The sequence below is a fragment of the Betaproteobacteria bacterium genome (genome assembly GCA_016720855.1).
GTDB lineage: Bacteria > Pseudomonadota > Gammaproteobacteria > Burkholderiales > Usitatibacteraceae > FEB-7.
The window spans coordinates 654,424-675,074 of sequence record JADKJU010000003.1 but is presented as its reverse complement, the minus strand read 5'-3'; the positions used below and the strand labels follow the sequence as shown (position 1 = coordinate 675,074).

24 protein-coding genes are annotated in these 20,651 nt (G+C 66.0%); 20 read left to right on the top strand and 4 right to left on the bottom strand.

The features are described from left to right. Positions 1-21: 21 nt before the first annotated feature. From IPP91_16885 to IPP91_16860, 6 genes are all read left to right on the top strand, one after another. Entirely contained in the window at positions 22-2,049 is a 2,028-nt protein-coding gene (locus IPP91_16885; GenBank protein ID MBL0143731.1) for a S9 family peptidase, read from the top strand. A gap of 162 nt (positions 2,050-2,211) precedes the next feature. Continuing rightward, positions 2,212-2,442, top strand: a complete 231-nt coding sequence (locus tag IPP91_16880; GenBank protein MBL0143730.1) for a hexameric tyrosine-coordinated heme protein — start codon at positions 2,212-2,214, stop codon at positions 2,440-2,442. A gap of 389 nt (positions 2,443-2,831) precedes the next feature. Next, positions 2,832-3,668, top strand: coding sequence for an OmpA family protein (locus tag IPP91_16875; protein ID MBL0143729.1), 837 nt, complete (start codon positions 2,832-2,834; stop codon positions 3,666-3,668). Positions 3,669-3,979: 311 nt separating this feature from the next. Continuing rightward, positions 3,980-6,679: a bifunctional acetate--CoA ligase family protein/GNAT family N-acetyltransferase gene (locus IPP91_16870; GenBank protein ID MBL0143728.1), complete on the top strand. Its 2,700-nt coding sequence runs from the start codon at positions 3,980-3,982 to the stop codon at positions 6,677-6,679. Positions 6,680-6,764: 85 nt separating this feature from the next. Then, positions 6,765-6,995, top strand: coding sequence for a hypothetical protein (locus IPP91_16865; GenBank protein MBL0143727.1), 231 nt, complete (start codon positions 6,765-6,767; stop codon positions 6,993-6,995). A gap of 23 nt (positions 6,996-7,018) precedes the next feature. Next, positions 7,019-8,728 carry an HAD-IIB family hydrolase gene (locus tag IPP91_16860; GenBank protein MBL0143726.1) on the top strand — a complete coding sequence of 570 codons (1,710 nt, stop codon included), beginning with the start codon at positions 7,019-7,021 and terminating at the stop codon, positions 8,726-8,728. A gap of 222 nt (positions 8,729-8,950) precedes the next feature. Here IPP91_16860 and IPP91_16855 read toward each other — a convergent pair whose 3' ends face one another. Further along, positions 8,951-10,195: a GGDEF domain-containing protein gene (locus IPP91_16855; protein ID MBL0143725.1), complete on the bottom strand. Its 1,245-nt coding sequence runs from the start codon at positions 10,193-10,195 to the stop codon at positions 8,951-8,953. A gap of 453 nt (positions 10,196-10,648) precedes the next feature. On the opposite strand from IPP91_16855, the gene rnk reads away from it, so the two are divergent. The 11 genes from rnk to IPP91_16800 all read left to right on the top strand — a co-directional run bounded on the left by rnk (position 10,649) and on the right by IPP91_16800 (position 16,771). Further along, complete coding sequence (gene rnk / locus IPP91_16850; GenBank protein MBL0143724.1) at positions 10,649-11,071, top strand: nucleoside diphosphate kinase regulator; 423 nt, start codon at positions 10,649-10,651, stop codon at positions 11,069-11,071. Positions 11,072-11,085: 14 nt separating this feature from the next. Continuing rightward, positions 11,086-11,574 (top strand): hypothetical protein, encoded by a 489-nt coding sequence (locus IPP91_16845; GenBank protein ID MBL0143723.1) that lies wholly within the window; start codon positions 11,086-11,088, stop codon positions 11,572-11,574. A 200-nt stretch (positions 11,575-11,774) separates the two neighbouring features. Beyond that, positions 11,775-12,092, top strand: coding sequence for a hypothetical protein (locus IPP91_16840; GenBank protein MBL0143722.1), 318 nt, complete (start codon positions 11,775-11,777; stop codon positions 12,090-12,092). A gap of 172 nt (positions 12,093-12,264) precedes the next feature. Further along, positions 12,265-12,711 (top strand): thioredoxin family protein, encoded by a 447-nt coding sequence (locus tag IPP91_16835; protein MBL0143721.1) that lies wholly within the window; start codon positions 12,265-12,267, stop codon positions 12,709-12,711. Positions 12,712-12,794: 83 nt separating this feature from the next. Further along, a complete protein-coding gene (locus IPP91_16830) occupies positions 12,795-13,244 on the top strand; it encodes a DUF1134 domain-containing protein (protein MBL0143720.1) in 450 nt (149 codons plus the stop codon). Between the two features lie 88 nt (positions 13,245-13,332). Then, on the top strand, positions 13,333-13,893 hold the full coding sequence (locus IPP91_16825) for a hypothetical protein (GenBank protein MBL0143719.1): 561 nt from the start codon (positions 13,333-13,335) through the stop codon (positions 13,891-13,893). A 66-nt stretch (positions 13,894-13,959) separates the two neighbouring features. After that, positions 13,960-14,208: a hypothetical protein gene (locus IPP91_16820; protein MBL0143718.1), complete on the top strand. Its 249-nt coding sequence runs from the start codon at positions 13,960-13,962 to the stop codon at positions 14,206-14,208. Positions 14,209-14,227: 19 nt separating this feature from the next. Beyond that, entirely contained in the window at positions 14,228-14,605 is a 378-nt protein-coding gene (locus tag IPP91_16815; GenBank protein ID MBL0143717.1) for a VOC family protein, read from the top strand. After that, a complete protein-coding gene (locus IPP91_16810) occupies positions 14,602-15,657 on the top strand; it encodes a GNAT family N-acetyltransferase (protein ID MBL0143716.1) in 1,056 nt (351 codons plus the stop codon). Before IPP91_16815 ends, IPP91_16810 begins: the two co-directional genes overlap by 4 nt. Before the next feature lie 40 nt (positions 15,658-15,697). Next, a complete protein-coding gene (locus IPP91_16805) occupies positions 15,698-16,066 on the top strand; it encodes a DUF1622 domain-containing protein (GenBank protein ID MBL0143715.1) in 369 nt (122 codons plus the stop codon). Between the two features lie 144 nt (positions 16,067-16,210). Next, on the top strand, positions 16,211-16,771 hold the full coding sequence (locus tag IPP91_16800; protein MBL0143714.1) for a YdeI/OmpD-associated family protein: 561 nt from the start codon (positions 16,211-16,213) through the stop codon (positions 16,769-16,771). 33 nt (positions 16,772-16,804) lie between these two features. Here the strand turns inward: IPP91_16800 and IPP91_16795 are convergent, their stop codons facing one another. Beyond that, positions 16,805-17,713 (bottom strand): cyclic nucleotide-binding domain-containing protein, encoded by a 909-nt coding sequence (locus IPP91_16795; protein MBL0143713.1) that lies wholly within the window; start codon positions 17,711-17,713, stop codon positions 16,805-16,807. Positions 17,714-17,881: 168 nt separating this feature from the next. On the opposite strand from IPP91_16795, the gene IPP91_16790 reads away from it, so the two are divergent. The 3 genes from IPP91_16790 to IPP91_16780 are packed head-to-tail and all read left to right on the top strand — an operon-like array spanning position 17,882 to position 19,544. Next, positions 17,882-18,220, top strand: a complete 339-nt coding sequence (locus IPP91_16790; protein MBL0143712.1) for an MmcQ/YjbR family DNA-binding protein — start codon at positions 17,882-17,884, stop codon at positions 18,218-18,220. Positions 18,221-18,270: 50 nt separating this feature from the next. Further along, the gene (locus IPP91_16785) at positions 18,271-19,071 is read left to right on the top strand and encodes an ABC transporter substrate-binding protein (protein MBL0143711.1); all 801 of its coding nucleotides are present in this window, start codon (positions 18,271-18,273) and stop codon (positions 19,069-19,071) included. After that, positions 19,068-19,544, top strand: a complete 477-nt coding sequence (locus IPP91_16780; GenBank protein ID MBL0143710.1) for a pyridoxamine 5'-phosphate oxidase family protein — start codon at positions 19,068-19,070, stop codon at positions 19,542-19,544. Before IPP91_16785 ends, IPP91_16780 begins: the two co-directional genes overlap by 4 nt. A 12-nt stretch (positions 19,545-19,556) precedes the next feature. Here the strand turns inward: IPP91_16780 and IPP91_16775 are convergent, their stop codons facing one another. Both IPP91_16775 and IPP91_16770 read right to left on the bottom strand, forming a co-directional pair. After that, a complete protein-coding gene (locus IPP91_16775) occupies positions 19,557-19,781 on the bottom strand; it encodes a DUF2788 domain-containing protein (protein MBL0143709.1) in 225 nt (74 codons plus the stop codon). 6 nt (positions 19,782-19,787) lie between these two features. Further along, complete coding sequence (locus IPP91_16770) at positions 19,788-20,573, bottom strand: DUF2189 domain-containing protein (protein MBL0143708.1); 786 nt, start codon at positions 20,571-20,573, stop codon at positions 19,788-19,790. Positions 20,574-20,651: the final 78 nt, after the last annotated feature.

The following is a 20,651-nucleotide window of genomic DNA, read 5'->3' as shown; positions in this document are numbered from 1 at the left end:
CCCCAGCCCCGTTCGGACCCCATGAACAAGACGAAACCCATCGACATCGAAGCCCTCTGGAAGATGGAGCGCGTGGGCAGCCTTTCGATGGCTCCGGACGGATCCGCCGCGGTATGCGCGGTCACTTCATGCTCGATGATGCAGAACAGGGGCACTACGGGACTGTGGCTCCTGCCCACCGCGAGCCGGGCCCCGCGCCATCTCACGCGCTGCGGCGACAAGGACGGCCAGCCCGCGTGGTCGCCGAAGGGTGACCGCATCGCCTTTCTTGCCAAGCGCGAGCAGGAGGGAAAGAAGGACGCGGAGCGCCAGCTCTTCGTGATTCGCGCCGATGGCGGCGAGGCCGAGCGCAGGAGCGACTTCGGCCCCGGCATCGAGGACTTCAAGTGGATGCCCGATGGCCGGCGCGTCGCGTTCGTCTCGTGGGTCTGGCCGGAGCTGCGCGGCGCGAAGGCGCAGGCCAGGAGCCACGCGGCATTCTCCGGGCGCAAGGAAAGTGCCTATGTCACCGCCGAGGCGCAGTACCGCCACTTCGACCGGAACCTTCCCATGGGGCGCGTGCCGCACCTGCTCGTCCTCGATCTCGCGAGCGGGCGCGTCACCGACCTCCTCGAAGGCACCGGTTACGAGCTGCCGAGAGCGGAGCCGGGTGCCCGGCATTTCGACATCTCGCCTGACGGCCGTCGCATCGCCTTCGTGCACGACCCGGCGCCGCGCAAGTGTGCCGGCAATCCGCTCGCGCTCGCCGAAATCCGCCTCGACACGGGGCGCGTTGCCGCAATCACCGACAACTCCGCCTGGAGCTACGATGCGCCGCGCTACGGCCCCGGCGGCAAGCTTGCCTGCATTACCGCCAACACAGGCAGGCGTCACACGATGCCGGGGCGCGTCGCGCTGCGGGAGGGCGACCGCGAGTGGCGAATCCTGGGTGAACGCTGGGACGGTGACGTCGAGGCACCGCTTCGCTGGGCGGCGGACGGCGGCTCGCTGCTCTTCACGGCGGAGCAGCGGGGGCGCAAACACCTCTGGCGACTCGATGCCGCGACGGAATCCTTCACGATCGCCGTGCCCGGCGGCTGGGTGCAAGGCTTCGACCTCGCCGGGCCCGCAGGCGACGAGACGCTCGTCGTTGCCATCGACAGCGCCGCGCATCCGGCGCAGGTGCACGCGATCCGCGGCGACCGCCCGCCGCGCCGTCTCGAGCGATTCAACGACGCGATCCTCTCGCGCGTGGCCCTGGGCGAGACGCGCGAAGTCACCTTCAGGGGGGCATTGGGACAGGCGGTGCAGATGTTCCTCACCTTTCCACCGCGCTTCGACCCGCGACGAAAGCATCCGGTGCTGCACGTGATCCACGGCGGTCCTTATGCCGCGGCCGGTGACACCTTCGGCTACCGCTGGAACCCGCACCTGCTCGCCTCGCGCGGCCACGTGGTCGCCAGCGTCAACTACCACGGTTCGAGCGGGTTCGGCTTCGCCTTCCGCGACAGCATCATGGGCCGGCAGGGGAAACTCGAGACCGAGGACATCGAGGCGGCGACGAACTGGCTGCTCGCGCAACGCTGGGTGGATACGCGGCGCATCTTCGCCTCCGGCGGCAGCTACGGCGGTTTTCTCGTCGCGTGGATGAACGGTCACGTCCCCGCAGGGCGCTACCGCGCCTACGTCTGCCACGCCGGCGTATTTGATCGGGTGGCCACCTTCAGCGCCGACTCGTACGCCGAGCGCCCGATGGACCTCCATGCCCGCTACTGGGAGAACCCGGCGAAAGTGCGTGCGCAGAGCCCCGTCACCTTTGCGCATCGCATGGCCACGCCCACGCTCGTCATTCACGGCACCAACGACTACCGCGTGCCCGACCACAACGGGCTCGCCTACTACAACACGTTGCAGGCGCGCGGCGTTCCCTCGCGCCTGGTCTGGTTCCCCGACGAGAGCCACTGGGTGCTGAAGCCGCGCAACTCGAAGCTCTGGTACGCGGAGGTCTTCGACTGGCTGGCCGCCCACGACACGGCAGCGCCGCCGACGAAACGGGATGACCGGCAATAGGGAACATCCGCATGCGTTTGGCCGAGTTCCGGAAAGCCGCCATCGCGGCCACGAACCCACTGAACTTGTTCGACCAATGTCCGGACGCCACGGGTCAGAGGCTTCCATTGACCATAACCGGAAGTAATGGCATCGTTATCCATCAATAGTGAGGACTCGATCATGGCTGACAAATGGCTTGCCACGCTCATCACGGACACACCACAAGAGGGCTTTGAGCTCGCAATCACATTGAGCCGTCGCGGCGTCAAGTACACGCAGCCGGATTCGGAAGTTCTTCACAAGCTTCGCCCCGAATACGCCAATGACGCGCCGGCGCTTACGGCAGCATCCCAGGTAATTGCCATCAACTTCCAGACTGTTGCTGCTGCGAACAACTATTGGCGCAAGTGAACGGGAAAGGCGTCGGGCACTTCGCTGCAGGTCCGGGCCAAGTCCCGTGATTGCCGGAATGTCGTGAGCGGGACGCGGGGCTCTTCACGACGAACGCGATGCGGCGGGCGTGACGGTGGTTCAGGTGCTCGCGTCACGGCTCCAGTTGTCGAAGGTCCAATTCCGTGATTGCGACCTTCTTCCGGAATTCACTCGCCCGGATGAGCGCGGCGACCATGAGCTTCATCGCCGCCCGTTCTCCGAGTGCGGGGGGTATCACCTTCTTGTTTGATCGATCCAGGCGCCGCCAGGCGTTCGAGCCGATAAATGCTTCCCATCCCGAAGTTCCGGAAACTTCAGGACATCACCGTATCCGCAAGCCATTCATGATTCACTGGAGGAGAGTACCCATGCGCATGATCACGACGCGGTTTCTGGTACTCGCATGTCTTGCATTGCCCGTGTTGTTACCCGCAGCGTCAAAGGACAAGCCGGGGTGCAAGCCAAACCCGGTGTTCGAGCCCTTTCCCAACACCTCGGTCATTGATTGCGAGCAATCGCGATTCAATGCCGTGAAAATGCTCAGGACAAGAGACGGCGCAAAGCCGGGCGCAGCGCCTGAAGCGTTCCAGAAGGAGGGTCAATACTGGTATATCAAGGCGCTCGTGGACAGGGACGGCAGCGGGTCGTATCTGGCAAGCCAGCTCGAGATCAGGCGCAATGACGAAAATGCGGTCCGGCAAGCAAAGGGAGCCGTGCTGAATTCGGATGCCAGAGACGTGTACTACCAGATCAACCGGCCTGATGGCGAATACTGGGGCCACGTCGAGTGCAGTGGCGGTAGCGGCGACAAATCGTGTGGAGCCATTGTGCACACCATTGTTCGCGTTGCAGCCATGGAGCAATCGGTGGTCGTGTCCGCTGACCAGATTGCCAAGGACATGGGGGATAGTGGCAAGGTGGTGTTCTACGGCATCTATTTCGACACTGACAAGGCGACCATAAAGACGGAATCCGCACCGACGCTGGCGGAGATGGCCAAGTTGCTGAAGAATAGCGGCAACCAGAAAGTCTTCATCGTCGGCCACACCGACATGCAGGGCGTGCTCGACGGCAATCAAAAGCTCTCGCGCGATCGCGCAGCGGCGGTGAGCGCCGCACTGGTCAAGGACCACGGCATCAAGGGCGAGCGGCTTTCCGTTGACGGCGTGGGCCCCCTGGCACCGATAGCGAGCAATGCGACATAGCCGGGAAGAGCCAAGAACCGGCGAGTGGAGATGGTGCTTCGGTAACTTCGGCACATCCACGATTGAAAACGTCCGCCCAACACCATGCTCCGGGGGACGCTGTGCGACAAGGCGGCGCAGTGCTCCTGAGCCTGCCCGGTAGAGCGCTTGCCGCGGCGCCCTGGCAAAAGATCGATGGGCACCCGGTGACATGAATCGACATCCACCCCGCAAGATGCGTATCCGGCCGCCGATGTCATGAGGATCCCGCAGATCGCCGCCGCTCCCGTGAAGTGAATGAATGGGTCCGACGGCCCGCGAGGTGACGCAACATGACCGTGCGCAACCTGCAGTTTCTGTTCCGACCGCGTTCCCTCGCGGTAATCGGTGCCTCCAATCGTGTGCACAGCGTGGGCGGCATGGTCATGCGCAATCTGCTCAAGGGAGGGTTCGGCGGATCGATATTTCCCGTCAGCCGGAAGGGCGCGAAGATTGCCGGCGTGCCCGCCTATCGGGATGTGGCCCAGCTGCCGGAAGCGCCCGACCTTGCACTGATCTGCACGCCGAGCGAGACCTTGCCGCAGATCGTGCACGAGCTCGGTGAGCGCGGCACCCGCGCAATCGCGATTGTCGCGAGCACATTGCACACGCCGGGCGAGCCCGAAGGGGATTCGCCGCAGCAGGCAATCCTGTCCGCCGCGCGGCCGCACCTGCTGCGCATCCTGGGGCCCGACAGCATGGGTCTGGTCGTGCCCGAGCTGGGTCTCAATGCGGGTTTGTTCCCCACCCCCGCAAAGCGCGGACACGTCGCCTTCGTTTCACAGTCGGGCACGCTGACCGCTGCTGCGCTGGACTGGGCGGCGTCACGCGGCATCGGCTTCTCGTCCATCGTCTGCCTCGGGGACGCGGTCGATGTGGATGCGGCCGATACGCTGGATTATCTGGGCACCGATCCGGACACGCGCGCGGTGCTGCTCTACATTGAATCGACGGGAAACGCGCGCAAGTTTCTGTCGGCGGCCCGCTCGGCGTCGCGCAACAAGCCAGTCGTCGTGCTCAAGGCCGGCCGCACCGCCGCGGGCGCGCAGGCAGCGATGCGGCATACCGGTAGCCATCCCGGCAACGACCAGGTCTTCGACGCAGCGATACGCAGGGCGGGAATGCTGCGGGTGCGCACGATCGCGGAGTTGTTCGCTGCGGCGGAGACACTCGCGCGGGGGCGCGAGCCCAACGGCGAAAGAATGACCATCCTGACCAATGCGGGCGGGCCGGGCGTCGTCGCAACCGATGCGTTGATCACCAGCGGTGGCGAGCTGGCAATGCTCACGGGCGAAACGACCGAACGGCTGGGCCCGCTTCTGCCGCCGTCTTCGCACGCCGGCAATCCGATCGATCTTGGCGGGGACGCGACTCCGGAGCGCTACGCCGAGGTGCTCGGGATACTGCTGAACGAGCCGGTGTCAGACGCCGTATTGCTGATCAACGGGCCCAGTGGCGCGGCGCGGAGCCGACAGATCGGCGAAGCGTGCGCCGCGGTCGTCCGCAAGTCGAGCCGCAATGTGCTGGCCTGCTGGATGGGAGGCGAAGGCGCGCGCCGCTCCAGCGCCGCATTGCGAGGGGCGGGCGTGGCGGTCCATGCCACCCCGGAGGCGGCGGTCGAGGCATTCATGCATGGCGTGCGCCACAAACGCAGTCAGGAGGCATTGCAGGAAGCCCCATCGTCGCTGCCGTCCGACTTCGCTCCCGATCGAGCGGAAGCGGAAAGCCTCCTGCATCAGGCGGCCGCAGCCAAGCGCGTCTGGCTCGGCGACCCGGAAGGCAAGATGTTGCTCGCTGCCTACGGCATTCCAACCGTCGCAACGCATGTTGCCTCGACGGTCGAGGCAGCCGTGGAGATCGCCGCACGAATCGGCTTCCCGGTCGCGTTGAAGGTACTTTCCCCCGAGCTCGAGCACCGTGCCGATGTGGGCGGTGTCATGCTGAACCTGGAAAGCGAAGATGAGGTGCGCCGGGCAGCCGGGGACATTTCGCGGCGCATGAAGCAATGGCGTCCTGATGCATCCCTCGCCGGATTCGCCGTACAGAGGATGATACGCAGGCCCGGCACGATGCCTCTGCGCCATTCCGGGCATGAACTCGTCGTTGAAGCGATCGAGGATGCGATCTTCGGCCCCGTCATCCACCTTCGGCCGGCTGGCCGTGCGGACAGCGCCGCGGTCGGCCTGGTGCCGCTGAATGCCTCGCTCGCCTGTGAAATGATCGCAACCACTCGCTTGTCCGGGGTACTCGCGGCGACCCGGAACCGCCCCGCAGCAGATGTTGGCGCCATTGCCACGGTCTTGACCCGGGTGTCGCAGCTCCTCGTCGATCGTCCGGAGATCGTCGAAATCCGTATCGATCCCCTGCTCTGCGATGACAGGGGAGCGATGGCGCTTGAAGTGCTGATACGCCTGGAGCATGGCAGAAGCGCCAGCGGGTGCGACCGCCTTGCCATACGTCCTTATCCGAAGCAGCTCGAGGAATTCATCGAGCTTCGCGACCATCGCTTCCTTCTGCGTCCGATCAGACCCGAGGACGCGCGGCTTTATGCCGAATTCATTGCGCGAACCGATAGCCCCGACATTCTGTTCAGATTCTTTACGCTGATCCGCCAGTTGCCCGCAAGGGATCTGGCACGCTATACCCAGATAGACTACGATCGTGACATGGCGTTTGTCGCGGTGGACTGCGTGAGCCGGGACGGCGGTCAAATCGTCGGGGAAGTGCGCGCGTTCCGCTATCCGGATAGCGCGACCGCCGAATTCGCGATCCTGGTTCGCAGCGACATGAAACAGCGTGGCCTGGGACGCGCGCTTCTGCAGAAGATGATCGCCTACTGCAGGGCGAGCGGCGTCCAGGAGCTGATCGGCCAGATCCGCTCGGAAAATCGGGCGATGATCGTACTTGCGCAGCGTTGCGGCATGACGGTCGAGGCGCAACCCGGAATGAGCATTGCAGTGGCTCATCTCGATCTGCAAAAAGGACCTCCATAACCCGCCCTTCTCTTTTGAAGGCGCGCCGAAAGTGTCCCGCGTTGCCACCGCAGCGCCTTGCAGCAAGCCAACGGAGCATGAAGCCATGAAAATCCTGATGGCAATAGACGGTTTCCGCTACGCGCTTGCGGCAGCCCGATTCGTCGCGCAACACGTGACGCAACAGGACGTGGGGGTCGATCTGGTTCATAGCCTGCCGCCCCCGGACCGGACGATCGGCGTGGCCGAATCGCGTCAGCGCAGCGTGGCGCTCGAAGTGGCACGTTCGACCCCCTGCCCGGTTCGGGTCGTGCGCGACAGTCGCATGGGCCGCTGATCGCCTGCCCGTGCCCTGATCCCATGCGTTACCTCGCGCTGGTGACGGACTACGATGGCACGCTCGCCACCGATGACAAGGTATCGGCGGCCACCGTGCTCGCGCTCGAGCGCTTGCGGGCTTCAGGGCGGCGCGCGATCCTGGTCACCGGAAGGCGGCTCGATGATCTGCTCGCCGTCTGCTCCTGCGCGCGGCTGTTCGATCTGATCGTCGCCGAGAACGGCGCAATCGTCTACGACCCGGCAACGCGCGAAGAAATACGCCGCGCCAATCCCCCGTCCAGGCAGTTCGTGCGGGGCCTGCGGGCACGCGGAGTCGATTCGCTGGAGATCGGCCAGGTCGTCGTCGCGACACAGGCGGCTCACCGCAAGGCCGTACAGGACGTCGTCTGGGAGCTTGGCCTCGAGGCCCAGGTAATCGCCAATCGCGGCTCCATCATGGTTCTTCCGGCCGGTATCAACAAGGCGACCGGCCTGTCGTGCGCACTGCGCAAGATGAGTCTCTCGCGTCACGAGGTGGTTGGCGTCGGCGATGCCGAGAACGATCATTCCTTCCTGGCTACCTGCGAATGCGCCGTTGCGGTAGCCAACGCGGTGCCTGCGATCAAGGCGGCCACGGCATTCGTCACGAAGGCGGAGAATGGCGCCGGAGTACGCGAGCTGATCGACGAGTTGAACGCCGATGACCTGCATCGCATGCAGGGCAGGCTCGCGCAGCATCTGATCCACCTGGGCGACCGTCCGGACGGCACGTCGGTGGATCTATCCCCGTACGGTTCCAGCATGCTGGTCGCAGGGCCTTCGGGAAGCGGCAAATCCACGTTCGCCGCGGGCATCATCGAGCGGCTGATCGAGAAGAATTACCAGGTCTGCATCGTCGATCCGGAAGGCGATTACGGGACGCTGCGCGGCGTTGTGGCGCTCGGCAACCAGTGGCGCGCCCCGGACGTGAGCGAAGTGCTGTCGATCATCGAGGATCCCGAAATCAACGTGAGCATAAACCTGCTCGGCATCCCGTTGACTGATCGTCCGGCGTTCTTCGCGCAGCTCATCCCGCACTTGCAGGCGATGCGCGCCCGGACGGGGCGACCGCATTGGCTGGTGCTGGACGAAGCGCACCATATGCTGCCCAATGCCTGGGGTCACGCGGCGTCGACGCTGCCGCAGCGGCTGGGGGAGACCATCCTGGTCACGGTGCATCCGGGCCACGTGAGCCCGGTCATCCTTGCGTCGATCGATGTCGTGGTGGCCATCGGAGATGCGCCCGAGCAGACGTTGGCGAAATTCGCCGAGGCGGCGGACCAGGCCCTCCAGTGGCCCGCAGACCTGTCGCACCAGCAGAATCAGGCCGTGGCCTGGTTCCTGCGCAACGCGCAGCCGCCTTTCGCCATGCAGGCGAAGCTTGGATGCGCCGAGCGCATTCGTCATCACCGCAAGTACGCGGAGGGCAATTTGCGGTGGCACAGCTTCTATTTTCGCGGCCCCGATGACCGGCACAATCTCAAGGCGCAGAACCTCGACATGTTCTGCCAGATTGGACAGGGCATCGACGAGGCGACCTGGATGTACCACCTTGATCGCGGCGACTACTCGCGCTGGTTCCGTCACGCGATCAAGGACGACTATCTTGCGGATGAAGCAGAACGCATCGAGCGTCGCGACGATCTCGCGCCCTGGCAGACACGGCAAATGATCCGCGAGCTCATCATCGCACGTTACACGCTGCCGGAATGAGCAACGACGCCGGCGAGTGATTTCGCCCGCGGCCGCGGGTCATTCACGCAGGCCGGGCCGTCGGCGCGGTCCCGGGATGCGAGGAGCAGGCCAGCGCGGCCCCATGTCGCTGCGCGCCCTGGTCCAATCACGAAGCGCCGGATCGAGGATATCGCCAGGAAGCACCAGCTGAATGGACGGGGTGATCGAGGGCTCGCGGGCTTCAACCATCCCGATCATGCATCAAGCCCCGCCATCACCTCGCGCTGTGCCGTCCAGTCTGTCGGCGTGACGCCCCTGGGCACTTGCCGACCCTTCGATATCCTCGGCGACCACCACCTTGTTGCGCCCGGCCCCTTTCGCTTGATACATGGCTGCGTCCGCGCGTTCCAGGAGGGCTTCACGGGTTTCGCCCGGCTTCAGCAGGGCCACCCCGATGCTGATGGTCACGTCGATGGTGAACCTCTTCGCGCGGAATGGAGTCTGCGCGATGCCATGGCGGATTCTCTCGGCAATGACCTTGCCCAACGCCAGGTCGGTATTCGCGAGGAAAACGACGAACTCCTCCCCGCCGAAGCGCCCCACGACGTCGAAGTCCCGCACGGCGGACTTGATGCGCTCCGCGGTGTGCTTGAGCACGATGTCACCCACCAGGTGTCCATAGGTGTCGTTGACCTTCTTGAAGAAATCCAGGTCCGCCATCATGACGCACAGGGGCCTTCCCGACCCGGCTGCCTTCCTGATCTGGCTGTCGAGCTCTTTCATCGCATGGCTGAAAGTGATCGCCCCCGTGAGTGCGTCCGTCGCGACGCTCTGATGAAGCCTGGCGGCTTCAGCGCGCGATCTGTCCAGCGCCTCCTGCAATTCGTGGGCCTGATGCCGATGGAACCCCTCCATTATCAGGAGAAGGTTCAATGCGGTTAACTTGAGAATGCAGGACGCAAGCGCCCGGGCCGCATCGGAATCGTGCGGGACGCGATCGTGCAGACGTTCGAGCAGCACCTGTTGCGTAACGTGTTGCTGCAACAGCAGCATGCGCAGCGAAAAGCCGGCATGGCTGCGCGTCGTCGACAGGGCAAGGTACTCCGCGAAATACTCGGGCGTGTCGAATCTGGAGCCGAAGCGTCGCAACTGGTCGCTCAGGGCTTGCCTGCAGGCCGGGGCACTCGGATCGGCCTCGACACGGGCAGCCTCCGGAAGGCTCGCCAATGCTGCGAGGCAGGCATCCACGATCCGCTCGGCCGCGTCCCCGATGATCTCCCTGCGAATCCGCTCCGCGAGCTCGGCATGCTCGGCACGGATGCCCAGCGCCACGATGGTTTCATGGATTCGCGCGTCGTCGAACCCGAAGGACGAGCACACGGATATGGGGTCAATGCCGGTTTCCACGCAGGAGGTCTCCCGTTGAAGGCGGCAATTTCGTCGAATCGCGATCCACGCCGGCTCGCTCCCCGTGCTTCCTGCGGGCCGGGTCGGCAACGCGTGCATTTATTTGACGTGATTTGCGCCGGGCGGGCAAGTCGATCAGGGGCAACGGCCTGGAGCCGTCCCGGCGAACGGCTTTCGCGAGCCCATTTCCCGGACGGGCTCACACGGGGTTTGCGAGCGGCGTTCAGCACTGCAGCACGACCGGCGGCGCTCGCGTCGCATTGACCCCGGTGGACGAATGAAGGTAAAATGCGGGCATGAAGACTCGTCTTGCCCACCGCACCATGGCAACGCAGCCCGGCATCCGCCAGGGCCGCGCGACGGTCTTCGTCTCCGCGGCCCGGTAGCCGCGCCCGAAGGCCCCGCGAAACCAGCGGGTTCCCCTTCCGGCAGCTTCCGGGCCTCCCTTCAGAATCGATTCCGAGCGTTGCGCGCAAGTCGCGCCGGCTCCCCATTTACGGCATCGGTATGCGGGCCTTGCGCACTGCGCGGGCGCCCGCCCAGGAGAAAATCATGATGCAATACACGCCCCTCGTCGTCACCGATCTGGATGCCGCACGCATCCGCGAACTGGGCCAACGGCTGCCGGACGGCGGACGCGGCCTGCAGAGCCTGCGCGACCTCGTCGAGAAGGTCCAGGAGGACGCCGAGATCGTCCCGGGCCCGAGAGTCTCGGCCGACGTGGTCACGATGAACTCGACCGTCTCGTTCCGGGACGAGCAGACCGGCCTTGTCTCCCGCATGTCGCTGGTCTATCCCGCAGAGATGTCGATTGCCGCGCATCGCATTTCCGTCCTCTCGCCGGTCGGTCGGGCGCTCCTGGGGCGCAAAGTCGGTGACGTTGCCGAGGTCGAACTGCCCGACGACAGCCAGCGGGTCATCCGCGTGCTGGAGATCCACTACCAGCCCGAGGCCTCGGGTGATTTCAACCTTTGAAGGAGGGCGCAGCCATGTACTTCCAGCTTCCGATCGAGCGGATGGCGCGCCACCGCGGCAAGTCCTCGCAGCTCGACTTCGCGCGCGAGGCCCTGGTCACACTGGATGAGGCCAAGGACGCGCGATTCGAGCCGACGCATCGTGGGCTCGCGATGTTCGCCGCCAGCGAGGACGACCTCGCGCGCCCCGTCGCGGTGCTTCAGCAGCGCTACGGCGACGTCGTGGACATCCGCCCGCCGCGGGTGCGGTGCCTGCCCGGCCACCCGCTGCAGCAGCCGGTGATGGCCCTTCGCGTGATGGCGCAGCGCGAGCACTCGCTTGCAGTCCAGCAGGAGCTGCGCCACCGCAACGCCCGCATCAAGGTGACATGCGATCGCGGACGCCAGTTCATCTTCCGCGCCCAGGCGCCGCTGCGCGACCTGCTGGGCCTGGGGGAGCGGCTCGCGGCCCTGTCCGGCGGCACCGCCAGGCACACGATGAGGCTAAGCCACTACGCGCCTTGACGCTTTCGAGGAGCGTCTTGCAGGAGTTCTCGTGCGGGCGGACTCGGATATCCGCAGCACGGCGGACGTGGGCCGCGCCTGTCGCGGGGATCCCGGTTTATCATGCTCGAATGACTGCACCGCCCAAACGATCCCCCAAGGTGGCATTGAAACGTCCCGCCCGGCCGGCGCGAAAGCCGGCGGCGGGCCCGAAACCGTCCATGCGGTTCTTCTATTCCGAAGACCTACACGCGAGGGCGCTGGCGGTCCTTTCCTCTCTCGAGAAATCGAAGGATCCCGCGCAGCACCGCGATGATCTCGCGGATGTCGTCGTGGAGATGACGAATGCCGGCATGGACTACTACTTCATGAAGCCGCTCAAGCAGTCGAAGGCGGGATTCATCGTCCAACAATCCGCGCGCGTGGGCATGGCGGGCGCCCTGCAGGTCCTGGGCACCGTCATCCGAAACATCATCGTACGGATGGACGGGCCGCAGCTTCTTTCCGTCTGCGGGTCGATCCGGCACCTCATGCAGTAGGCTTCGCGGCATCGGCGCGCTTGATGGAAATGCGCAACCCCGATCCCTGCGGGGCCTGCCGGTGGCATTGGTCAGAGTGGAGACGCGAAACATGAGACTCGGATCCGTCATCGGTGCGTCATGGGCGCTGTTTGCCGTTTGCTGCTTCGCGGGCGACCTGGAGAGCGGCATCATGGCCGCGAAGCAGGACGGCAAGCGCACGGCCGCCGCGGGGCAGCCCTACCACGAAGGCGCCAATGCGAAAGAGGAGATCCGCCAGGCCCTACTCCAGGCGACGTCGGCGAAGGTGCCGGTGCTCGTGGTGTTCGGCGCAAACTGGTGCGGCGACTGCAAGGCGCTCGACATCGCCATGAAGAGCGGGTCCAGCGCGCCCGGAATTGCGCGGGACTTCAAGGTCGTCAAGGTCGATGTGGGCCGGTTCGACAGGAACGTCGACATTGCCGAGGCCTACGGTATCCCGCTGAAAAAGGGCATTCCAGCCGTCGTCGTGCTCTCGGCGCAGAACGAAGTCGTCTATGCAACTCGCGGCGGAGAACTGGCCGACGCCCGCAGGATGGGCGAGAGCGGCATCCACGAGTTCTTCCTCAGGGCGTCCGCGGCGGCCAGAAGGGCCCCATGAACCCGCTGAGTCCGATTGGGATAAAATTGCCCTGTACCCGAACCCCATTTCCATCATTGAATCTGTCAAGGAGAGCGCAAATCATGAAAGACCATCGGAAAGCAGTCGGTATCCTCGCCGTGGCGGTTACGCTGCTGGCCGGGAGTCTCGCGTTTGCAGCAGACACCAAGAAGCCCGACGGCACTGTCGCCATCGATGAAACCCAGTTCGCCGTCATCGTCGGCGGCTCGATAGGGGGGGGCAAGCTGACCTACAAGGGCAAGGTGCACGCGTTCAAGATCGACGGCCTGACTGCCGGCGCGAACATCGGCGTGTCCAAGATGAGCGCCGCTGGCGAGGTTTACGACTTGAAGGACCTGGCCAAGTTTCCGGGCACCTACACCAAGCTCGACGCAAGCGCGACCTTGGGCGGCGGCGTCGGCGCGCTGCACCTCAAGAACGAGAACGGCGTGGTCATGAAGCTGACGGCGCGCACCCAGGGCCTGCAGCTCAACGTGGGCTCGGCCAGCGGCGTGAAGGTCACGATGAAATAGTGCACGCGCCTCTCGCGTGAGCATTCCGGCGCCGCCTTCGGGCGGCGCCGGCGCATGAGGGCCGGCGAAGACGGGTACAGTGACCGGAATGGAATCCTCGTCCCTTGTCCGCCAGCTCGTCGGCCTGCGTACCCGGGACCGCGTTCCCGAGCCCGAGGTCGCGTGCATGAGCGCCGCCGAACTGGGTGCCCGCCCGGAGGCGACCATCGCGGCCATCGTTCACGGCTGGTTCGAGTACCGTTCCAACGGCTACGCGGACGCCGACATCTTCCGCGAGATCGAAGGACGGCGCGCGAAAGCGTATGGCGAGGAGCCCTTGCCGGGCGACCTGAACCTCGACAGCTATACGCGCTACCGGATGCGGCTCGAATATCCGGGCGAAACGCCGCTGCACGACCCCGTTTACGTCATGCAGGCCGTTCACCTTGTCTCGGAGGTCATCGGGCGGGAATACGGTCCCCGCGGCGAGGCTCCCGGGCTGCGCTTCTGGCATTGGCGATCGTCCTCGCGGTGGGCGCCATCGGCTATGTGGGGCGCGCAAGTTGGGGGCGGCCTGCGATCATCGTGGCTTTCGTCGTCGAAACGGACATGGGATGGATCTTCGGTGCCTGCATGGAAACTCAAGGCCGATCCCCATGGGTGGCCCTGAACGTGATCAACACGACCCTTGCGATCGCGAGCCTCGCCTACGTGCACTTCAGGAAGGACGAAACCGATGGCCGATCCCGTTGACGCGCTCATCCTGGATCTTCTTGAATGGGTCGGGCCCCGGCCTCGCGTGTATGCCGAGGTGCTCGAAGCGTGGCGCACTTCGTGCCCCCGCCTGCCCGTCTGGGAGGAAGCCAACGCGCGCGGCCTGCTGACCCACGAGCATCGTGACGGCGGCGAAACGCTCGTCTCGGTTTCCCCTGCCGGGGCGGCGCTCCTTGCAAGCCGGCGGCACGGCAGGCCGACCGCGGCTTGATGCTTCACGCACTCGCCCCATGGACCTGAACCAGGTCACGCTTCCCGCACGGGATGTCGCCGCCTCGGTGGCGTTCTATCGGGCCATGGGGTTCGAGTTGATCGTCGATTCTCCGCACTACGCACGATTCAAGGCGACGGTCGGCAACGCGACGTTTTCGCTTCATGCGGTCGAAGCGCTCGCGGAACCTCCTCCGACAGTGGTCTATTTCGAGTGCCCCGCGCTGGACGAACAGGTCGCCGAGCTGCGCGCCAAGGGGCTGTGCTTCATCCACGAGCCGCGAGACCAACCGTGGCTCTGGCGGGAGGCCCGGCTCGTCGATCCTTCGGGCAATGTCATCTGTCTCTACCATGCGGGCGGGAACCGTCTCGATCCGCCCTGGCGGGTCGGGGCATGATCGAGCCCCTGTTCCGGCACGCGCACCTGACCGACGCTGTTGCGCAGCTGATCTACGACGAGTTCTGGAAGGACCGGGACGGCATGAGCGTCGCAGATCTGAGGGCACACCTGCAAACCGCGACGAATCCCGATCGCATCCCGATTTGCCTCGTCGCGCTCGTGGATGGTGAGCTGGCCGGCACCGTGAACCTCATCGACAACGACGACCGCAAGCGCACGCACCTGCATCCGTGGCTGGCGGCCATGGTGGTGGTGGAGCGGCATCGCGGGAAGGGCATCGGAACGCTCCTCGTGCAGGCGCTCCTGGCCGAGGCTTCGCGGCTCGGATTCGGGGGCGTTTATTTCGGGACCGACGGGCCGGGGTTCTACACGCGCCTGGGGGCGCAGCTTCACGAGCAGGTCACGGCCGGGTTCTGCATCATGCGGTTCGCGCTGCCGAGCCTGCGAACGCCGGAGAAGATGCGCACGGGAGAGGTACTGTTTTCGGGGCCTTCGTTCCAGGCGCTGGAAGTTGGCGCGCAGGATCTGGATGAGATCCAGTGTTTCTTCGAGGCCAACCCGGAATACTTCCTTGCCGTCGGCGGGATGGGACCCGGCACGGACGAGGCGCGCAAGGAATTCGACGACAGGCCGCCGGAAGGTTGGCCTTACAGCCGGAAGTGGTTCATCCGTTTCGTGGACGGCAAGGGCTCGACGATCGGGGTGGCAGACGTGGTCTCCGACCTTCTTGCCGAGGGTGTCTGGCACATCGGACTCTTCATCATCGCCACCGCGCTCCACGGGACGGGGACCGCGAAGGCCGTCCATTCCGGTCTCGAAGACTGGATCCGGTGCGACGGCGCGCGTTGGCTCCGGCTCAACGTGGCCGCGGGGAATTCCCGGGCCGAACGCTTCTGGGAGAGGGCCGGCTACGCGCAGGTCCGCACGCGCGAAGGCATCGAGATAGGCAGGCGGGTCCACACGATGCGGGTCATGACCAAGCCGCTGGCGAACGGGCGACTGGCGGAGTACCTTGGAATCGTGGCTCGCGATCGCCCCGAGGCTCCTTAGCGCGGTTCGGGCGGAGGACGGGAGCGTGGAGACGGCATCCATGGAATACGACCAACTCATTACCGGCGCGGCGCGCATTGTCGAGGCGGCGGGCGTATCCGTGCTCATCTTCGGTGCTCTTGTTGCCGCTGGAGCCTTCGCCTGGCGCCTGACTGGCGGCCACGACTTCCGCGACGCCTACCACGGCCTGCGCGTCAATCTCGGCCGCGCCATCCTGCTGGGACTCGAGCTACTGGTGATGGCGGACATCATCGGCACCGTCGCCATCAAGCCCACGTTCCAGAACCTGGGAGTGCTGGCGGCCATCGTGGCCATCCGGACGCTGCTGAGCTTCACGCTTGAACTGGAAGTGAGCGGCCGGTGGCCCTGGCAACGCGAGGAACCCGCCACCGGGGCCATAGACCGATAGTGCAACCGCGCCCGTCCTGCGCGAACTGGCCTTGCCGATGGGCCTCGCCGATGTGAAGGTCCGCGCGGTGGACGAGGTGTGGTCGGGGCTCAGGCTCGTCATTCGCAGGGAACTGCATCCAACCGGGAGGTCGGGATGACCACCATGTTCGCAAAAGCCACGTTCTTCCGCTCGCCCGAGGAACTCCGGAAATGGTTCGCGAAGCATCACGGCAGCGCAACCGAGCTTTGGGTCGGGTTCCACAAGGTGGGCACGGGCACCGCGAGCATCACGTGGCCGGAGTCGGTGGACGAGGCGCTGTGCGTCGGCTGGATCGACGGGGTGCGCAAGCGCATCGACGACGAGAGCTACGCCATCCGCTTCTCCCCGCGCAGGCCCGGCAGCACCTGGAGCGCCGTGAACGTGAGGCGGATAGAGGCCCTCCAAATCGAAGGCCGCATGCATCAGTCCGGACTGAAGGCCCACGGCGCGCGGCGAGAGGAGAAGTCGGGGATCTATTCCTATGAGCAGCTGCACGGCGAGCTGGTCGAGCCGTATGCGGCCATGCTCCGCCGGAACAAGGCGGCGTGGCAGTTCTTCGAGGCCCAGCCGCCCTGGTACCGCAGGAAGGCGAGCTGGTGGGTCGCGAGCGCGAAGAAGGAGCAGACGCGCCTCAGGCGGCTGGCCAAGCTCGCCGAGGAGTCGGCGCACGGCCGCATGATCTGACGGGGGCGCCGCAGGCGCGGGAAGCGACCGCCCTCAGGCGATTTGCGCGTTCGCGTGCCGCAGTCTCTCCGCGAAGGCGCGAAGCATCGCCATGGCGAACTCGGGCTGATTCCTTACCACTTCCAGCAAGGCGGGGCGATCGATCGAGAGGAGTTCGCACTCGGCCTGCGCCGTTGCGGTTGCCGAGCGCGGCGACTGGTCCACCAGGGCCATCTCGCCGAACGTGCCGCCCGGGTTCACCACGGCGACGACGTGGTCACGAACCGAGATGGCAACGCAACCCGCCTTCACGACGTACATGTAGGCTCCCGACTGGCCCTCCCGCATGACGGCGGCTCCGGCCGGGTAGCGCGTGATGGCGGAACGCGGAAGCGCCTGCTCGAGGCGCGCAAGGAAGGGCGGGTCGAAAACCGGCGGTTCGCCGGATGGCGCGGCGGCGGCAACCCGGCGGGACGCAAGGCGAGCCGTGACAAAGCGCAGGCGGTCGAATATGACGCTCATCAGCATCATCGCGAACTCGGGCTTTCGCGCGAGCGCCCCCTTGAGTTCCTCGGCGCTCATCGACCAGCCGGCGCAATCGGTCTTCGCAAGAGCCGTCGCGCTGCGCGGGCGGTCGGTGATCACCGCCATCTCGCCGATCACCTCGCCTGCGCCGACGGTGTCGAGCGTCCGTCCGTCGGTGCTGAGCGAAACCTGACCTTCGGAAAGAATGTACATGCGGCTTGCGGAGCCACGCGAGAAGAAGCCGCCGGAGGAGGCCTTCTCGTCCTCGACGAAAAGGGTGGCGCCGGCGGCGAAGCGCTCGGCGTGTCCCGACTCCTGGAACAGTTTCTCGGCAACGGCGCGATCGTAGAACGGGCTTGCGGCCGCCTTGAAGGGCGCCGAAGGCGCGACCGGCGGCGATGTCGCGGGCGGCGACTTGGTGAAATCCAGCTCTTCCATGGTGGGGGGATGTGGTGCGGTCTGCGGAAAGGCGATTATAGTCCGCCACGTCAGTGCAGCACGACCGGACGCCGCGGTGGGCTACCATGCGATGCTTGCGTTCGTTGCGCTGATGCCCCTCGTCCTCGCGGTGAAGTGCTGCGACCAGTCCCGGAAAGGAGTGCCGCCATGGCCACCGTCGCAACCGCCAGGAGAATCGCCCTTGCCTGCCCGGAGGCCGTCGAGGGTGCGCACATGGGTCATCCGGATTTCCGCGTGAGCGGGAAGATCTTCATGACGCTGTGGCCGGCGGACAAGCGCGCCGTGATGAAGCTCGCCCCTGCCGACCAGCAGGCGCTGGTCCAGATGGACCCGGAAGCCTTTTCGGTGGGCAGCTGGGGGCGCCTCGGCTTCACGCAGGTGAACCTCCCGCGAGTCAACGCCGCACAGCTTCGCGCACTGGCCGATGCCGCCTGGCGCAATGTCGCGTCGAAGAAGCTGCTCGACGCGCACCCGCCGGGCGAGTAGCCAATCGCCCCAAGTCCGAGTCAATCAACGTCCTCCACGAAAGGAAGGCCATGATCCGCAAAGCCCTCGCCGCCTCCGCCGCCGTTCTTCTCTGTGCCTGTGCCACCGCGCCCATGGCGCCCCCGGCGGTCGTCTCCGACCTCGCGCCCACCGGCAAGCTGCGCGCCGTCATCAACCTCGGCAATCCCATCCTCGCGAAACGGGAGTCCGCGTCGGCCGTGCCGACGGGCGTGTCGGTGGATCTCGCGCGGGAACTGGCGAAGCGCCTGGGCGTCGAGGCCGAGCTGGTGACGGTGACCTCCGCGGGAACATCGGTCGAGACGCTCGCCTCCGGGCGCGTCGACGTCGGCTTCTTCGCCATCGACCCGGCACGCGCGGCGACCACGTCGTACACCGGGCCTTACGTGCAGATCGAGGGCGCCTACCTCGTGAAGAACGATTCCCCGATCCGCGCCAACGAGGAAGTGGATCGGGAAGGCGTGCGCGTGGCGGTCGGCAACAAGAGCGCCTATGACCTCTACCTGGCCCGCAACCTGAAGAAGGCGAAGATCGAGCGCGCACCCACCTCGCCCGCGGTGGTCGATTATTTCCTCGCCAACAAGCTCGACGTCGCCGCGGGCGTGAAGCAGCAGCTGGAACTAGACGCCAGGCGCATCCCGGGCCTGCGACTCCTGCCGGGCCGGTTCATGGTCATCAACCAGGCCATGGGCATGACGAAAGGGAAAGAGGCGGGCGCCAGATACCTCGCCGAGTTCGTGGAGGAAATGAAGGCATCGGGATTCGTGCTCGATGCCCTCGGGCGTCACCAGATCAAGGGTGCCGTGGTCGCTCCCCCCGGCGGCGCGCCTTGAGCCCGGAGCTCGCCGCGCAACTGGCAGGCCTCGTGCACCGCCGCACCGTGGCAGCCCTGGGCACGCTGCACGCCGGCGCGCCCTTCGTCTCGATGGTGCCCTACGCGGTCCTGCCCGATGCAAGCGCGTTCGTGATCCACGTGAGCCGGCTCGCGGCGCATACGAAGGACATGCTGGCCGATCCGCGCGTCTCGCTCCTCGTGATGCAGCCCGAAGGCGAGGGCGTGGCCGCGCAGGCACTCGCGCGCGTGTCGGTGCAGGGCGAGGCGGCCGAGATGGAGAAAGGCTCCGGCGGCGAGCACGCATGCCGCGATTCGTACCTGGCGCGATTTCCGGAGGCGGCGCCGCTCACCGAGTTCGGCGATTTCTCGTTCTTCGCGATCCGCCCTTCGCAGGCGCGCTTCGTGGCGGGCTTCGCGCAGGCGAAGAGCGTCACCGGGGATACGCTGGCGAAGGCGCTGGGTCGGCGCTAGGCGCGCCGTGCGCTACATGCCCAGGATCTTCTGGATGATGCCCTTGGCGACGAAGCCCACCATGCCGAACGCCAGGACGAAGAAGAGCACGAACGTGCCGAACTTGCCCGCCTTCGATTCCTTCGCGATGCTCGCGATCACGAAGAGCATGAACAGGATGAACCCGCCCACCCCGTAGGTCATGCCGAATTCGGCGACCTGCGCCTCGGTGATCTGGATGCCCTCGAGACCGAACATCGCCGCTCACTCCCGCAGGGGGATGCCTGCCGCGTCCACCGTCTCGCGGTAGGCGTGCCAGGTGGCGTGTCCGATCACGGGGATCGCGACGATGAACCCCAGCATTGCCGTCGCCATGGAAAGCGCCGTGGCCAGCATGATCAACGTGGCCCACACGCCCATGGCCATCGGGTTTTCGCCCACGGCGCGCACGCTCGTCCTCACGGCGGTGAGCAGGTCGGTGTCGCGGTCGAGGAGAAACGGGGCGGAGACGACGGTCGCCGCAAAGACGAGCGAGGCGCCCAGCGCGCCCAGGGTCATCCATACCGGGAACAGGTTGGACCCCTGCGAGAGGATCACATGGCGCACGAATGCCTCCCCGCCCGTGATGGGCGCCGTGACGAAGAGGGCCATGAGCACGGCTGAGACGAGCACCCAGGCGGTACCGGCAATCGCCAGCCCCAGCCCCATCCAGACCAGGGGGCGCGTGCCGCGGCGCCACGCGTCCACGGCGGCGGCCATGTCGCCGGACTTGCCGAGTTCCCGGCAGCGACTCATCTCGTAGAGTCCCGTCGCGAGGATGGGCGCGACGAGGACGAAACCGGAGAACGCGCCCGGCAGGAGGGGCGGCCACTTCAGCGCCAGCGCCGCGATCACCCAGCCGCCGACCGCGACGATGAAGCCGTGCAACAGGCTCACGCCCGGCGAATAGGCGAGGTCGCGCCACCCGCTGGCCAGCCACGCGAACGGTCGCAGGACGGGCACGGTGCGGACGACGGGCTGGAGCGGCGCGGAAGGGAAATCGGGTTCCATCGGCAAGCGGGTGGGGCAACGGACGATTCTGAGGCGCGCCCGCCGCACTGTCCAGCCGGCTCCATCGGCTAGACTCGG

Coding starts and splice junctions, on each gene's coding strand:
- IPP91_16885 (MBL0143731.1), top strand. CDS start 22: ATGAACAAGACGAAACCCATCGACATCGAAGCCCTCTGGAAGATGGAG.
- IPP91_16880 (MBL0143730.1), top strand. CDS start 2,212: ATGGCTGACAAATGGCTTGCCACGCTCATCACGGACACACCACAAGAG.
- IPP91_16875 (MBL0143729.1), top strand. CDS start 2,832: ATGCGCATGATCACGACGCGGTTTCTGGTACTCGCATGTCTTGCATTG.
- IPP91_16870 (MBL0143728.1), top strand. CDS start 3,980: ATGACCGTGCGCAACCTGCAGTTTCTGTTCCGACCGCGTTCCCTCGCG.
- IPP91_16865 (MBL0143727.1), top strand. CDS start 6,765: ATGAAAATCCTGATGGCAATAGACGGTTTCCGCTACGCGCTTGCGGCA.
- IPP91_16860 (MBL0143726.1), top strand. CDS start 7,019: ATGCGTTACCTCGCGCTGGTGACGGACTACGATGGCACGCTCGCCACC.
- IPP91_16855 (MBL0143725.1), bottom strand. CDS start 10,195: ATGCACGCGTTGCCGACCCGGCCCGCAGGAAGCACGGGGAGCGAGCCG.
- rnk (MBL0143724.1), top strand. CDS start 10,649: ATGATGCAATACACGCCCCTCGTCGTCACCGATCTGGATGCCGCACGC.
- IPP91_16845 (MBL0143723.1), top strand. CDS start 11,086: ATGTACTTCCAGCTTCCGATCGAGCGGATGGCGCGCCACCGCGGCAAG.
- IPP91_16840 (MBL0143722.1), top strand. CDS start 11,775: ATGCGGTTCTTCTATTCCGAAGACCTACACGCGAGGGCGCTGGCGGTC.
- IPP91_16835 (MBL0143721.1), top strand. CDS start 12,265: ATGGCCGCGAAGCAGGACGGCAAGCGCACGGCCGCCGCGGGGCAGCCC.
- IPP91_16830 (MBL0143720.1), top strand. CDS start 12,795: ATGAAAGACCATCGGAAAGCAGTCGGTATCCTCGCCGTGGCGGTTACG.
- IPP91_16825 (MBL0143719.1), top strand. CDS start 13,333: ATGGAATCCTCGTCCCTTGTCCGCCAGCTCGTCGGCCTGCGTACCCGG.
- IPP91_16820 (MBL0143718.1), top strand. CDS start 13,960: ATGGCCGATCCCGTTGACGCGCTCATCCTGGATCTTCTTGAATGGGTC.
- IPP91_16815 (MBL0143717.1), top strand. CDS start 14,228: ATGGACCTGAACCAGGTCACGCTTCCCGCACGGGATGTCGCCGCCTCG.
- IPP91_16810 (MBL0143716.1), top strand. CDS start 14,602: ATGATCGAGCCCCTGTTCCGGCACGCGCACCTGACCGACGCTGTTGCG.
- IPP91_16805 (MBL0143715.1), top strand. CDS start 15,698: ATGGAATACGACCAACTCATTACCGGCGCGGCGCGCATTGTCGAGGCG.
- IPP91_16800 (MBL0143714.1), top strand. CDS start 16,211: ATGTTCGCAAAAGCCACGTTCTTCCGCTCGCCCGAGGAACTCCGGAAA.
- IPP91_16795 (MBL0143713.1), bottom strand. CDS start 17,713: ATGGAAGAGCTGGATTTCACCAAGTCGCCGCCCGCGACATCGCCGCCG.
- IPP91_16790 (MBL0143712.1), top strand. CDS start 17,882: ATGGCCACCGTCGCAACCGCCAGGAGAATCGCCCTTGCCTGCCCGGAG.
- IPP91_16785 (MBL0143711.1), top strand. CDS start 18,271: ATGATCCGCAAAGCCCTCGCCGCCTCCGCCGCCGTTCTTCTCTGTGCC.
- IPP91_16775 (MBL0143709.1), bottom strand. CDS start 19,781: ATGTTCGGTCTCGAGGGCATCCAGATCACCGAGGCGCAGGTCGCCGAA.
- IPP91_16770 (MBL0143708.1), bottom strand. CDS start 20,573: ATGGAACCCGATTTCCCTTCCGCGCCGCTCCAGCCCGTCGTCCGCACC.